Source organism: Sulfurovum sp., assembly GCF_049668085.1.
Classification (GTDB): Bacteria; Campylobacterota; Campylobacteria; order Campylobacterales; family Sulfurovaceae; genus Sulfurovum.
On record NZ_JBATIY010000109.1, the window covers coordinates 1 to 13,144 of the forward strand.

At 38.1% G+C, this 13,144-nt stretch carries 14 protein-coding genes and 1 tRNA gene; 9 read left to right on the forward strand and 6 right to left on the reverse strand.

The features are described 5' to 3' along the window. Positions 1-87: 87 nt before the first annotated feature. The 5 genes from pstB to WBM70_RS07165 all read left to right on the forward strand — a co-directional run bounded on the left by pstB (position 88) and on the right by WBM70_RS07165 (position 4,699). Positions 88-873 carry a phosphate ABC transporter ATP-binding protein PstB gene (pstB, locus tag WBM70_RS07145; protein WP_424557813.1) on the forward strand — a complete coding sequence of 262 codons (786 nt, stop codon included), beginning with the start codon at positions 88-90 and terminating at the stop codon, positions 871-873. 9 nt (positions 874-882) lie between these two features. Next, positions 883-1,548, forward strand: coding sequence for a phosphate signaling complex PhoU family protein (locus tag WBM70_RS07150; protein ID WP_424557814.1), 666 nt, complete (start codon positions 883-885; stop codon positions 1,546-1,548). A 21-nt stretch (positions 1,549-1,569) separates the two neighbouring features. Then, positions 1,570-2,256 carry a response regulator transcription factor gene (locus WBM70_RS07155; protein ID WP_424557815.1) on the forward strand — a complete coding sequence of 229 codons (687 nt, stop codon included), beginning with the start codon at positions 1,570-1,572 and terminating at the stop codon, positions 2,254-2,256. A gap of 108 nt (positions 2,257-2,364) precedes the next feature. Then, on the forward strand, positions 2,365-4,149 hold the full coding sequence (recQ, locus tag WBM70_RS07160) for a DNA helicase RecQ (protein ID WP_424557816.1): 1,785 nt from the start codon (positions 2,365-2,367) through the stop codon (positions 4,147-4,149). Next, positions 4,136-4,699: a ribonuclease HII gene (locus tag WBM70_RS07165; protein WP_424557817.1), complete on the forward strand. Its 564-nt coding sequence runs from the start codon at positions 4,136-4,138 to the stop codon at positions 4,697-4,699. The genes recQ and WBM70_RS07165 overlap by 14 nt, the downstream gene beginning before the upstream one ends. Here WBM70_RS07165 and WBM70_RS07170 read toward each other — a convergent pair. The 5 genes from WBM70_RS07170 to WBM70_RS07190 form a co-directional block, all read right to left on the reverse strand. Next, positions 4,696-6,045, reverse strand: coding sequence for a hypothetical protein (locus WBM70_RS07170; RefSeq protein WP_424557818.1), 1,350 nt, complete (start codon positions 6,043-6,045; stop codon positions 4,696-4,698). The genes WBM70_RS07165 and WBM70_RS07170 overlap by 4 nt on opposite strands. Next, positions 6,045-7,124 (reverse strand): chorismate synthase, encoded by a 1,080-nt coding sequence (aroC, locus tag WBM70_RS07175; protein ID WP_424557819.1) that lies wholly within the window; start codon positions 7,122-7,124, stop codon positions 6,045-6,047. Before aroC ends, WBM70_RS07170 begins: the two co-directional genes overlap by 1 nt. After that, a complete protein-coding gene (rnc, locus tag WBM70_RS07180; protein ID WP_424557820.1) occupies positions 7,121-7,792 on the reverse strand; it encodes a ribonuclease III in 672 nt (223 codons plus the stop codon). The genes aroC and rnc overlap by 4 nt, the downstream gene beginning before the upstream one ends. Positions 7,793-7,955: 163 nt before the next feature. Beyond that, a complete protein-coding gene (rnhA, locus tag WBM70_RS07185) occupies positions 7,956-8,399 on the reverse strand; it encodes a ribonuclease HI (protein ID WP_424557821.1) in 444 nt (147 codons plus the stop codon). Beyond that, positions 8,359-9,402 (reverse strand): hypothetical protein, encoded by a 1,044-nt coding sequence (locus WBM70_RS07190; RefSeq protein WP_424557822.1) that lies wholly within the window; start codon positions 9,400-9,402, stop codon positions 8,359-8,361. Before WBM70_RS07190 ends, rnhA begins: the two co-directional genes overlap by 41 nt. Positions 9,403-9,513: 111 nt before the next feature. Here WBM70_RS07190 and dnaG point away from each other — a divergent pair, with 111 nt between their 5' ends. From dnaG to WBM70_RS07210, 4 genes are all read left to right on the forward strand, one after another. Beyond that, entirely contained in the window at positions 9,514-11,172 is a 1,659-nt protein-coding gene (dnaG, locus tag WBM70_RS07195) for a DNA primase (RefSeq protein WP_424557823.1), read from the forward strand. 80 nt (positions 11,173-11,252) lie between these two features. Then, entirely contained in the window at positions 11,253-11,534 is a 282-nt protein-coding gene (locus tag WBM70_RS07200; RefSeq protein WP_424557824.1) for a peptidylprolyl isomerase, read from the forward strand. Positions 11,535-11,579: 45 nt separating this feature from the next. Next, positions 11,580-11,655: transfer RNA gene (locus WBM70_RS07205), tRNA-Ala, on the forward strand. 106 nt (positions 11,656-11,761) lie between these two features. Then, on the forward strand, positions 11,762-12,619 hold the full coding sequence (locus WBM70_RS07210) for a hypothetical protein (RefSeq protein WP_424557825.1): 858 nt from the start codon (positions 11,762-11,764) through the stop codon (positions 12,617-12,619). Positions 12,620-12,712: 93 nt separating this feature from the next. On the opposite strand, the gene WBM70_RS07215 is transcribed toward WBM70_RS07210, so the two are convergent. Further along, on the reverse strand, positions 12,713-13,144 hold a 432-nt coding region (locus tag WBM70_RS07215), incomplete at its 5' end, for a hypothetical protein (RefSeq protein WP_424557826.1).

Below are 13,144 nucleotides of genomic sequence, written 5' to 3' on the forward strand. Positions count from 1 at the left end.
GTACTTACAGTCATTGTTTTGTGTATCAATCTACTAGGTAGATATATGACAAGAAATAAAAAATAATAGAAAAGGTCAGAAAATAATATGGCAAAAAATAACATTATAATGGATATTAAAGATTTTGATTTTACATATGCAGGTGTAGATGAGCCTTCATTGAAGAAGATCAATCTTCCTATAGAAAAAAATAAAATTACAGCGATGATAGGCCCTAGTGGTTGTGGTAAATCGACATTGTTACGTGCGATGAACCGTATCCATGATCTTTATCCGGGGAATACTTATGCAGGCAAGATCAATCTTTACGGCAGTGAGGGCGAGAAACAAAATATCTTAGATCTTAAAAAAGAGAATGACTTCATCAAGTTGCGTCAACAGGTAGGAATGATCTTCCAAAAGCCTACACCATTTCCTATGAGTATCTTTGATAATGTTGCTTATGGTTTGAAGCTTGCAGGTATCAAAGATGATATAGAAGGTCGTGTAGAACAAGCATTGAAAGATGCGGCCATTTGGAAAGAGACGAAAGACAGACTGAAGAAGAGTGCACTTGGGCTGAGTGGTGGACAGCAACAGAGACTTTGTATCGCTAGAGCAGTTGCACTTAAGCCTGAGGTACTACTTTTTGATGAGCCTACATCAGCACTTGACCCTATCTCAACAGGAGCAATTGAAGAGTTGATAGCAGAGCTTAAAAAAGATGTATCAGTAGTCATCGTCACGCATAACATGCAGCAAGCGAGTAGACTGAGTGACTATACAGCATTTATGTATCTTGGTGATTTGATCGAGTATGATAAAACAGAAAAAATCTTTTTGAATCCTTCTGAGAAATTGACAGAAGATTATATAACCGGTAGATTCGGGTAAGGAAAATATATGTTAAGTAAAAATGAACAAAAACTGGCAGAAGTGAGAGAAAAGACTGCTGAGATATTTGAAGATCTCATTATATCTCAAAAGTTAGCACTACAGGCAATTGAAGCTTGTGACTCTAAAAGCTTTGATCAGGTGAAAGTACCACTTAAAACGATCAATGCAAAAGTAGAAGATGTTGATAATCTCATTTTAAAGATCTTTGCACTTTATACACCTGAAGCAAGTGATCTTAGAGAAATGGTTGGTTTCCTGAAGATCACTTCTTCTTTGCAGCGTATTGCTATAAATGAAAAGAACTATATGAAAAATATGGAGATATGTAACCCGGAATCAGGGGATGAGATGAAACGTGTTATAAAGGAATCACTTTCAATAAACCGTTGTACTATCAAAGCGCTCGAATATACTGTGGAGATGCTTCATGAGACAGAAGACAAAGACAGGATCAAAGATCTAGCCAGTAAGATTGATGTCGAAAACTCTAAGACAGATGACATTTATTCTATGATAGAAAAAGATGCTTTGCAAGTAATGCATAAAGAGCATGTGATCAATGAAGACATGTTAAATCTTTTAAAATATATCAGAAAGAATTCAAAGATCATCGATCGTTTGGAAGATATTTCTTCAAGATTGTTATTTGCACGTATAGGTGGAAAACTCTAAACCCTGTGCTATAATGTGCAGATGGAAAACCGAAATATTGAAATCGTAGTCATTGAAGATGAAGAAGATATCTTAGAACTGATAGAGTATCATTTGAGTAAAGAGGGATATACTGTTACTGGATTTCTTTCTACAGAAAATGTAGAACAGTTCCTGGAAGAAGAAAACCCTTCACTTATACTTACAGATCGAAACCTTCCGGGAATGGAAGGAAGTGAATTTATTACGTACTTACGTGAAATGGGATATGATATCCCTGTGATTTTTCTCACCGCACAAGACAAAGAATCTGAACTTGAAGAGGGCTTTGCCGCAGGTGGCGATGACTATATGTATAAACCTTTTTCTCCAAAAGAGTTGACACTCAGGGTCAAGGCCCTACTTAAACGTTCAGGTGCCTTGCAGAAACAAGAACGTATCAAGTATAAGCAACTTACCATGGATTTGGTCAAAAAAGTGCTTACGGTCGATGGAGAGAGAGTTTCGCTTACCAACCTTGAATTCAAACTACTGCACACTTTTATGAAACATATCGATCACGCACTTACAAGGAATTTTCTTCGTGATGAGGTATGGGGTACGGAAGGTGACGGCGTGAATGATAATGCTGTCAACGTTGCCATTAATAGACTTAAAAATAAAATAGACCCCAAAAATGAACAAAATTATTTTCATCCTGTATGGGGCGTAGGGTATAACTTTAAGTAAAAGTATACCCCAACAAGGGCACAATTTTAATTGTAACATTTTCTCCAAAAACATTACAATTTGACATTTTTTTACTCTCTTTGAACTTAGACACGCTACACTTTTATTATGAATAAATTAGAAACGCTTGAACACTATTTCGGACACAGCTCTTTTAGACCTTTACAGGAAGAGGTGGTTGATGCTATCTTGGAAAAACAGGATGTATTGATGATCCTCCCTACAGGTGGGGGTAAATCACTATGTTATCAACTTCCTACACTTTTGATGGAGGGGATCACTGTAGTTGTCTCTCCTTTACTTGCACTGATGCATGACCAGGTAGTAGCACTTAAAGAAAATGGTATATCTGCAGAGATGCTCTCTTCTATGCAGGATCTTGAAGAGCGTCAGCAGATAGAGACACGTCTGAGAGCGGGTGAGATAAAACTTCTTTATGTCGCACCGGAACGTTTGACGAATGCCTATTTTCTCAATCTTTTGCATCAACTACCTATCAACTTTTTTGTGATTGATGAAGCACACTGTGTCAGTGAATGGGGGCATGAATTTAGAGAAAATTATAGACGTCTCTCTCTACTCAAAGAGCAGTTTGCAACAACACCAATAGCAGCCTTTACAGCCACAGCAACCCATGCAGTAGAGAGTGACATCGCTAGTAATCTAGGTTTACAGAATCCCAAACGTGTAAGAGGCTCACTTTTCCGTGAAAACCTGACCATCAATGCGCGACACAGAATAAAAGATGGAAGAGAACAGTTGATGGAGTTTTTGAAACTTCATAGAGATGAATCGGGTATCATTTATACACTTTCACGAAAGTCTACAGAGGCAGTCGCACACTTTTTACAGACAAAAGGCATAGAAGCCAAGGCTTACCATGCCGGACTGCCAACGAAGGAAAAAAACAGTACCTATGCTGATTTTGTAGCAGATAAAGTACAGATCGTGGTGGCGACTATTGCTTTTGGAATGGGGATAGACAAATCTAACATTCGTTTTGTTGTCCATATGACCATGCCTAAGACACTGGAGAACTTCTATCAGGAGATAGGACGTGCCGGACGGGATGGTGTAGCTTCTGAAACACTCCTGCTTTTTTCTGCACAAGACATCGTGCAACAGAAAATGTTCATAGAAGACCTGCCTGAAACACCTTATAAACAACATGCATTCAACAAGCTTGAGAGTATGGTACGTTTCGCTAATTCTGAGAATTGCAGGCATCAGAGTATTGCTGCATATTTTGATGATAGGATAGAAATTTGTGGGGACAAATGTGACAATTGTACAGCTCCAGAGAGTGAAAAAGTAGACATCACTACTGCAGCACGTATGCTGCTCTCAACCATCTTACGAACGGATCAGAACTTTGGGTTACATTATGTGATAGATGTATTGAAGGGAAGTAAAGAGCAGAGGGTACTGCAAAATGGGCATGATACCCTTTCTGTCTATGGTATCGGTGATGAGTACAGCAAAGCACAGTGGTTGACCATAGGTGACAAATTATTGGAACTGAATGCTGTAGAGATAGGTGAATTTAAAGTCTATAAATTGACATCTTTTGGAGTAGAGGTGATCAAAGGTGAACATACAATAGAACTCAAAAAAGAGAGACTTACGGTACAAAAGGCAGAGAGTAAAAAAAGAGTGACCTATTTTGATGATTATGATGTTGAAATGTATGATAAGCTTCGTGATCTACGTACACAAATAGCTTCTGAAAAAGGCATACCTCCTTACATAGTCTTTTCAGACAAGACATTAAAAGATCTCAGTATGAAAGTGCCGCAAGACAAAGAGGCAATGCTTTTGGTGCATGGTATCGGTGAAGTCAAATTTGAACGTTACGGAGAAGAGTTCCTTACTCTTTTGAATGATGAACGCTAAACCCTTATGTGGCATTGATGAAGCTGGACGAGGACCATTGGCTGGTTCTTTGGTCATCGCTGGTGTGGTGCTGAAAAATCCTATTGAGGGGTTAATGGACTCTAAGAAGTTGACCGAGAAAAGGCGTGAAGCACTCTATCCTCTTGTTATTGAAAACTCATTGTATCATATCGTCTCTTTTTCATCACAAGAGGTAGATAAAATGGGTATCTCTAAATGTTTACAAGCAGGTTTACAAAGTATACAAAAACATTTATCTGAAGTTGATTACCTTTTCGATGGAAACAGTACTTTTGGTGTTGAAAACATTCGTACAATGATCAAAGCGGATACGAAAGTGGCAGAAGTGAGTGCTGCAAGTATCTTAGCAAAAGTCACACATGATAGAGAAATGATCGAGATGGCAAAAAAGTACCCAGAATATGGGTTTGAGAAACATAAAGGATATGGAACAAAGGCCCATATAGAAGCTTTACTCAAATATGACCGATGCGAAGTTCACCGTCAAACCTTTAGAGTTAAGGGACTAGATGACCCTCAGCTTTTCTAAAAGTCTACCGTTTTGCCATTTACTTTTATCTTTCCATTGCCTATTCGAATATGGTAGATTCTCTGTCCCAGTTTTCTTTTAGGTCTATACATCATATACGTTAACATGGCTTTAGGATCTTCTTTGATGACATTAAGAAGTTCCTTTGATAGGGAGAGATGTATATCTCCATTCATTTTATTCCGTGCATGTTTAGGATTTATCCCTAGTTGGTAAATATCTAGAGATGGATCAATATCCATTTTGGAGTGAAGGGTAAACCCAGGAATCTCTTTACCATGGAGTATCATTTGTTCAACAGAAAGCATTGAGATATCCATGTGTATATTTTTTGAAACAATTGTTTCTATCAGTGCATCAGACTCCTTTATATTTTTAGAGTCTGTTTTTTGTAGTTTTTCCAATGCAGCTACATCGATATTACTCATATTCATGTCCAGCAATAAAGTTTTCATACCAATTTTTTCTTCTTCAGTCAAAATGTCAATATTATTCATTTTTATGTTGAACTTTTCTTCGGCAAGGCCATTTTTTACATTCGATGTAGAGTGTAGAGAAATATTATTTGCATGAAGTACAGCCATAGGAGCTTCATTGATCTTTATCTCTTCGATACTATAGTCACTAATGTAGTCATAAGTCGTTGCACCTGTAAGTTCATAGCTACTCTCTAGACCGGATATATATCTGTCCATCTCATCACCCATCTGCAGGTGAGACTCATTAAGGGTCTGTTTGAATTTGGTGACTCTTTCTCCCTTGAGCTCTCCTGAGAATTCATATCCTTGCAAGGTTAACTGTATCTCTTTTTCATCTTTTATCGTTTCACTGATGTCTTTTACATTTCCAGTGAAGGTCGTCGCACTGTGGTCTACGTTCATATGCATAAAAAATACTTTTTGTTTTAGCATCTCATCGATCTGGGAGGAGAGGTCTTTGTTCTCTTCTATCGCTAAAATGGTTTTTAAATTTATTGGCAATGTGACAGGGTATAAGTCTAAACTAATAGCATTATTGAAGTAAGATACATCCACACGTACCTTTAAACCTTTGAGCTCTTCGGCTTCTTCTATGTCAATACGAAGTCCTTTTTGTGCAAAGAACACAGTGGCCTTTTGCGGGTCATCTAAACTGATGACAAAGTGTTCTTCTTCTTGCTGTATTTCTCTGTCCAAGATACTGAATCCACTGCTTTGCATCTGGGTCAGTTGCATATTAACTTGTTGTTTTAATTTTGTGTTCTGTTCTAAGGCTTTCGTTGTACTAATGTTATTTGACATAAGGTAATATACAATTGCAGTCAGAACAATTCCGAGGATCAAAAACCCTAATTTTTTATTATGCATTATTTGCCTTTGTAGATATCAGTTAAATGTTTCATTTTTTTACCCATATTAAGAAGTGTCATATCAGCAAGTGTAAGTGCCATCATGGCTTCACAAACCACTGCACCTCTAATGGCTACACATGGGTCATGTCTTCCTTTGAGATTACATTTTACTTCTTCATTACTGGTAGTAATCGTCTGTTGTTCTTGAAAGATGGATGGTGTAGGTTTGAAGTGTGTTTTTACAATGATAGTATCACCATTGGAGATACCTCCCAGCATACCGCCAGAATGATTAGATGTAAATCCACCCAGAGTGATCTCATCATTGTTTTCGCTGCCTTTTAAATGCGTACTGGCAACACCGTCACCTATCTCTACCGCTTTAGCCGCATTTATACCCATCATTGCTTCTGCAAGTATAGCATCGAGTTTGTAGTAAAGGGGTTCACCAAGTCCTATGGGTACACCTGTAGCAGTAGTAAGGACTACCCCTCCTACAGAATCATGGTTCTCTTTTGCTGCCAATATAGCAGCTTCCTGTGCAGGCTCTTGGGCAGGATCCAGTGCATACATCTTAGAACTTTTTGCATATTCAAAATCTTGTACTGACCCTTTGATGCCATCTACCTCACACAGACCACTTTGTATCGAAACACCCAACTCTTTCAGCATCAGTTTTGCGATGGCACCACCGGCCACACGTGCAGCGGTTTCTCTAGCCGAACTTCTTCCACCACCACGGTAGTCTCTTAACCCATATTTGTGAAAGTAGGTAAAGTCTGCATGTCCAGGACGAAAGAGATCTTTCACATTATCATAATCTTTGGACTTTTGATTGGTGTTAAAGATGATCATAGCTATAGGTGTCCCTGTGCTTACACCTTCAAAGGTACCAGAAAGGATCTCAAACTTGTCATCTTCTTTACGACCGGTTTCCAGTTTTGACTTACCAGGCTTTCTTCTGTCCAGTTCACTTTGAATAAATGCTTCATCTATACTAAGACCTGCCGGTACACCATCAAGTATACACCCAAGTGCTTTTCCGTGAGATTCACCAAATGTGGTGAGGGTTAGTTTTTTCCCAAAGGTATTCATGCTTTTAATTCCTTTAATGCAAGTTCAGCTGCTTTTTGTTGTGCTTCTTTTTTACTTTTCCCTTTTGCTGTCGCAATGGTTTTTTCATCTAGTACTACCGCAATGACAAACTCTTTTTTATGGTCTGGTCCCGAAGAGTCTAATAGCGTATAATTAGGTGTTACACCATGTGTTGCCTGTGTGAGTTCCTGCAAGGCAGTTTTGTAATCCTTTGAAAGAGAATCAAGGTCTATTTTAGGGTGACTCTCTTCTAATAGTTTGATGGATATTTCTCTAGCTACGTTTAAACCGGCTTCAAGATAGATCGCACCGATGATCGCTTCAAATGCATTAGAAAGTAATGAAGGCTTATCTCGTCCGTTGTTATTCTCTTCTGCCAATGAAAGGTAGATATAAGACCCCAGATCAAGTTTTCTTGCTAAAAGTGTAAAGCCGCTTTCATTGACAAGTGAAGCACGTATCTTTGAAAGTATGCCTTCATTTGAATTTGGGAATCGAGAAAAAAGATACTCTCCTACAATGAGGTCAAGTACTGCATCTCCCAAAAATTCAAGCCGCTCATTATTGTAAGGCTTTTTGTCACTTTTGTGTGTCAAAGCCTCAATAATCAATTGCTTGTTTTTAAATGTATAGTTCAGTCGTTCTTCTAGATGACTGTAATCATTCATAAATTTCTCCTATAGTGTTAATTTTATCCGTTATTATTATAACGCAATGTGAGCAAAGCCCAATTTGCAACGCTTTAGTGCTAAAGCACAACTTAGAAAAAAACTAAATTTTTTCTGAACGCTGTGTTTTCTTCAGCAGAAAGCTCATCGTACTGGCACGATCTTATAATGTTAACTTTATTCTTTCTGCTTCATCACGGGCCAGTTCGTCGCAACGTTCATTTTCAGGATGTCCATTATGTCCTCGTACCCATGTACCGCTGATATTATGAGGTTCAGCGGCTTCAAGGTATGCTTCCCACAAGTCTACATTTTTGACTTTTTTGAAGCCTTTTTTTACCCATCCTTCTAACCACTCATTGATGGCTTTGACCACATAAGAGCTGTCTGAGATGACCTCTACATCACAAGGCTCTTTAAGGAGCTTCAGACCTTCAATTACACCTTGAAGTTCCATGCGGTTGTTAGTCGTATGGGCATCACTGCCAGAGTACTCTTTGCGCTTTCCTTTAAACTCCAGGATACCTCCGTAACCACCAGGTCCAGGATTACCCAGACTGGAACCATCAGAGTAAAGAGTAATCTGTTTTCGGGCTTGATTTTGCAATTTTTTCCTCAACTTTAACAGAATTTATGGCCATACAATTTGGACAGCGCTTGAAAGACACAGGAAAACTCTGTTTACATTTTTGACACAGATAAGAGAAAAGCAAGTCTCCCTCTTCAAAGCCATTTTGTTTTGCTGTAGCCAACATATCTAGACTAAAGATACCACTTTGGATAATGGGCTCTTGCAGATAACCTTTTGCATAGTAAAGCGTTTGCAGCTTTTTATTTGAGGTGATTATATCTAAATCGAGTTGTGAATTCGGTAAGAACCAAAGAACATCAAGAAGCTCTTTGATACGCTCAGGATCGATGATCTCCCATGCACTTTTGGTATCAAGCTGTAGGAGTGCTTTGACTATGGGACGATAGAGACTCGGATCTTCTTTTAAGAGTTTCATGAGCATAGCTACTTTATCCGTTATAGGCATAGTTTTGTTTGTAAGAAGTTCAGAAAAGTTCAAAAATGTTTCAAATGATTTTGTCTCTTCTCCAAGTATATTAAGAGGTCCTATGATCTCTCTTGCCTTGTCGTATTTTTGCATGGTCTCATACACGATACCTAGTTCATAAAGTACAGCTATATTACGAGGCTTCTTGCGTAATATTTCTGTATAGATAGACTTGGAACGCTCTAGAAAGCCAGCATGAAGATAGGTCTTGCCAAGACGTTCCATAAGCTCCATCTTTCCTGAATCGTGTGAAATATTTTTTATAAGAAAAAGATAAATACTAATGGCTTTATGATACTCCCCTGTATTTTCAAATGCTTTTGCAAGGAGTGCAAGCGGCTTAAGCATATGAGGTTCAAAAGGCATTTCCGTTGTTTCCAATGCACACTCAGAGGTGTCGAATTTCTCTAAAAATTTAAGGAGGTTCCCTTCTTCTCTTTGTTGTTTATGCAGGCCCCATCCATAGGTAACAAGAGCAATAATAAGTGAAATGACGACAATAAGCATAATACTGAAAAGTGGGTCATTATATGCAGGTAATATATGTTCCAAAATAATCCTTAAGAGATGTAAAAGCTATGGGTAAAAGGTCAAAGTAACAAGTCACGTGAGCTTTACTCTGTTTACGTCCTTAAATTATATCTAATTAGATATAATTTTAGAATGATAGATAATGCCTCGATAGAATCTTTAAAAAACAGTATTGACATTGTAGATGTGATTGGTAGCTTTATAGAATTACGTAAAGCAGGAGCAAACTACAAAGCAAACTGTCCTTTTCATGGAGAAAAAACCCCTTCATTCGTTGTAAGCCCAAGTAAACAGATATATCACTGTTTTGGGTGTGGTGTAGGAGGAGACAGTATCAAGTTTGTGATGGAGTTGGAAAAGCTCTCTTACCCTGAAGCTATAGAAAAACTTGCTTCTATGAATAATTTTTCGTTGACTTATAGCAAAGGAAGTTCTGACTACTCTGATGCAAAGCGTGTACTTGAAGCCGTGGGGCAATGGTATGTAAAAAATCTTAACCACAATGAAACAGCTATGAAATATCTGCTTGACAGAGGGATATCCCAAAATTCCATTGAAACGTTTGAGATAGGTTATGTGCCAAGCGGACAGGAAGTGATGCAGTTTTTACAACGTGCCTTACTTCCTTTACCTACGGCAGCCGAAGCAGGAATCATCGCACAAAGCGAAAACGGCAGTGGGTATTATGCACGTTTGGTGGAGCGGATCACTTTTCCTATCTACTCTACCAGTGCATCAGTGGTCGGGTTTGGTGGTCGGACCATTACGAATCATCCTGCAAAGTATATCAACTCCCCGCAAACAAAACTTTTTAACAAGTCACGGCTTCTATATGGCTATCACTTGGCAAAAGAGAGTATTTATAAAAACAAAAAGATCATCATCTGCGAAGGGTATCTGGATGTAGTGATGTTTCATCAGGCGGGCTTTAAAGAAGCGGTTGCAGGAATGGGTACGGCACTGACAACAGAACATTTACCACTGTTACGTAAAGGAGATCCTAAAGTGATCTTGGCGTATGATGGGGATAAAGCCGGTGTCGCTGCAGCACTTAAAGCGGCCCAGATGTTATCGGTGGCAGGATTTGATGGAGGTGTTGTACTTTTCCCTGACGGACAGGATCCTGCGGACCTCATAGCCAAAGGGCAGAGTGAGACAGTGGCAAAGTTGCTTCGTGAGGCTAAACCTCTCATACCTTTCGTGTTAGAGATGATCGTTTCTATGTATAATCTCAATGATCCTAGAGCTAAAGAGGCTGCTTTTGGGGCAGTAAAACAATATCTTGATACACTGAGCCAGATCATCAAAGATGCGTATATCCCCATGGCAGCGACCGTGTTGGGACTTTCACCATCATTTTTTGGAAAAGAGACAAACCCTGCTAGGGCAAGGGAGAGTTTTTCTCAAAAAAGAGATGATGTGGCACAACTAAGTATCTTAAAAACACTCATTGAAAATCCAAATCTTATAGATAATGTTTTAAGTGTGATGGATATCAATATGTTAGGTGGCTATACAGAACTTTTTACAGCCCTTATTAATGGTGAAAATGATCACCCCGGTTTGGTAGGACTCAGTGTGGATGACAGTTTGGAAGTGATGAGTGAAGATGAGCTCAATAATGTACTACGTAATTTTCTCATTAAGCATTATGATCTAAAGTTAAAGAGTATCGCATCTTCTCAACAGATACCGTTTGAAAAAAAGAGTTTTCTCATACGCAAGATAAGAACAGATATCATACCTAGATTGAAAAAGGGTGAACTGGTTGCTTTCGAGGCAGGTTTATAATATTTTACTTGACATCAAGGAAAAATAGTATATAAATTTGTACATTTAATTCAAGAAAATAACAAAATAAGGACGTAAAAATGGCAACAGCATCAGCAAGACATATATTGGTAAACGACGAAGCACTCTGTAAAGAACTTAAAGAGAAGATAAATTCAGGAGAGATCACTTTTGAAGAAGCAGCAAAGCAGAACTCTACTTGTCCATCAGGTGCAAGAGGTGGAGAGTTAGGGAGATTTGGTCAAGGTCAAATGGTACCAGAGTTCGATAAAGTTGTTTTCAACGATGAAGTAGGTGTAGTACATGGTCCAGTACAAACACAGTTTGGTTATCATCTACTTGAGATAACAGAACGTTCATAACCTGGAAGAGGTAGGCTTTCTACCTCTTGTTCACTTCTTAATATTGGGGCATTAGCTCAGCTGGGAGAGCGCTTCGCTGGCAGCGAAGAGGTCATCGGTTCGATCCCGTTATGCTCCACCAATCTATCTTCAACTTAATCTTCTTTCTTCCAGTCAAAGCAAATTATGACATAAATATGACATAAGTAATGATACACTTTTCTATACTAAAATTTAAGGAGATTAAAATGAAACAAATAACAACGATTTTACTAACTGGTGTCGCTGCCTTTTTTCTAAGTGCATGTGGGGGAGGAAGTAGTGATAGTGAGATACCTTCTGAACTTGTAACAATTACTGAGCAAAATGCTGATGCAGTCGTGGCATCTGCCATTGGTTCAATATCAGGAGCAATGGATATTGAGGATATTCCTCTTTTATCAACTAGTTCTTCTGTAGCAAAAAGTACTTCGATAATAACACAATATGCTAAAACGATATCTACTGATTTGCAAATATCTGCAATAGTAACTGGTACAGAAGCATGTTCAGGAGGTGGTACAGTTACATATAATGTCGACGATATAACAGAGGAAGGGACAATTACATTTAATGAATGTGTGGAATCTGATGTAACTATAGACGGAACAATGGAACTGACAATCGATGGTACAAACTACATTGCTGAATTTATAGGGTTAAAAATACAAATGCTTGATGATATTATCTTCTATGAATATGCAATCGTTAATCTCAATGAATATAATAGTGACCTAAGTATAACAATCACTGGTTATTCTACAGATGGCGTTAATAGAATGGATTTAAAAGATTATACAGCAACAATCACTGGTGATAATCTCACCATAAATGGTTTGGTAAAAACAAGTTGTATAAGTGCATGGATTGAAGTAAAAACAACGCAAGCACTCGTAATGCCTGGTTATTGTCCTATTGCAGGTGAAGTCTCTATACTTGGGAATGGTTCAGATATAAAAATGGTCTTTAATTCTGACGAAAGTGTGGATGTATCTCTTAATGGACAAGCATATGATAGCTATAATACTTGTAATGAGCTTCCATCATTAGATGAGGTTTGTCCATAAGGCTATATAGCTTTAATAATAAAGTGGGAGCCTTAGCCGCTCCCCATAAACTATCATACATTGGATATTTGATTTGTTTGGAATTAAAACCTTTTATCTAAGGGTTTGTACATACTCTTCAGCTTTTTCAAGATCAAAATAGTAACGGATGCTAGTGAGTTTACGTTTTCCTATCCATGTTGAAATGAGATAATAATCATCTGTTATCTTCTCTATGTTGCTGTACATTTCCGGATCAAAAACACCTTTTTGGGATATATAGAGTTTGTCTTTTATGATTTTGTATTTTTCTCGTTTAGAAGAGACATCTCCAAGGATGGGAGTATAGACAACTTTCTTATCAAAAAAAGCTGTATGTATCAGTACATTAGGTGACCACTCTTCTGCTCCATAAGCACAAAGATAAAGTGTTTTTTGATGAAGCCTATCATATAAAGAGAGATCCTTTTTGGTTGGATCAACTATCTTACGACTATGCGGAGTATAGACTACTTCTGGTTTGATTTGGGTCACTGTGTTGTTGAC

What these genes read in the sequence shown, in the direction of transcription:
- rnc (WP_424557820.1), bottom strand. Translation starts at nt 7,792, where the DNA reads ATGAATGATTACAGTCATCTAGAAGAACGACTGAACTATACATTTAAA.
- pstB (WP_424557813.1), top strand. Translation starts at nt 88, where the DNA reads ATGGCAAAAAATAACATTATAATGGATATTAAAGATTTTGATTTTACA.
- WBM70_RS07150 (WP_424557814.1), top strand. Translation starts at nt 883, where the DNA reads ATGTTAAGTAAAAATGAACAAAAACTGGCAGAAGTGAGAGAAAAGACT.
- WBM70_RS07170 (WP_424557818.1), bottom strand. Translation starts at nt 6,045, where the DNA reads ATGCATAATAAAAAATTAGGGTTTTTGATCCTCGGAATTGTTCTGACT.
- aroC (WP_424557819.1), bottom strand. Translation starts at nt 7,124, where the DNA reads ATGAATACCTTTGGGAAAAAACTAACCCTCACCACATTTGGTGAATCT.
- recQ (WP_424557816.1), top strand. Translation starts at nt 2,365, where the DNA reads ATGAATAAATTAGAAACGCTTGAACACTATTTCGGACACAGCTCTTTT.
- WBM70_RS07155 (WP_424557815.1), top strand. Translation starts at nt 1,570, where the DNA reads ATGGAAAACCGAAATATTGAAATCGTAGTCATTGAAGATGAAGAAGAT.
- WBM70_RS07210 (WP_424557825.1), top strand. Translation starts at nt 11,762, where the DNA reads ATGAAACAAATAACAACGATTTTACTAACTGGTGTCGCTGCCTTTTTT.
- dnaG (WP_424557823.1), top strand. Translation starts at nt 9,514, where the DNA reads ATGATAGATAATGCCTCGATAGAATCTTTAAAAAACAGTATTGACATT.
- WBM70_RS07200 (WP_424557824.1), top strand. Translation starts at nt 11,253, where the DNA reads ATGGCAACAGCATCAGCAAGACATATATTGGTAAACGACGAAGCACTC.
- WBM70_RS07165 (WP_424557817.1), top strand. Translation starts at nt 4,136, where the DNA reads ATGATGAACGCTAAACCCTTATGTGGCATTGATGAAGCTGGACGAGGA.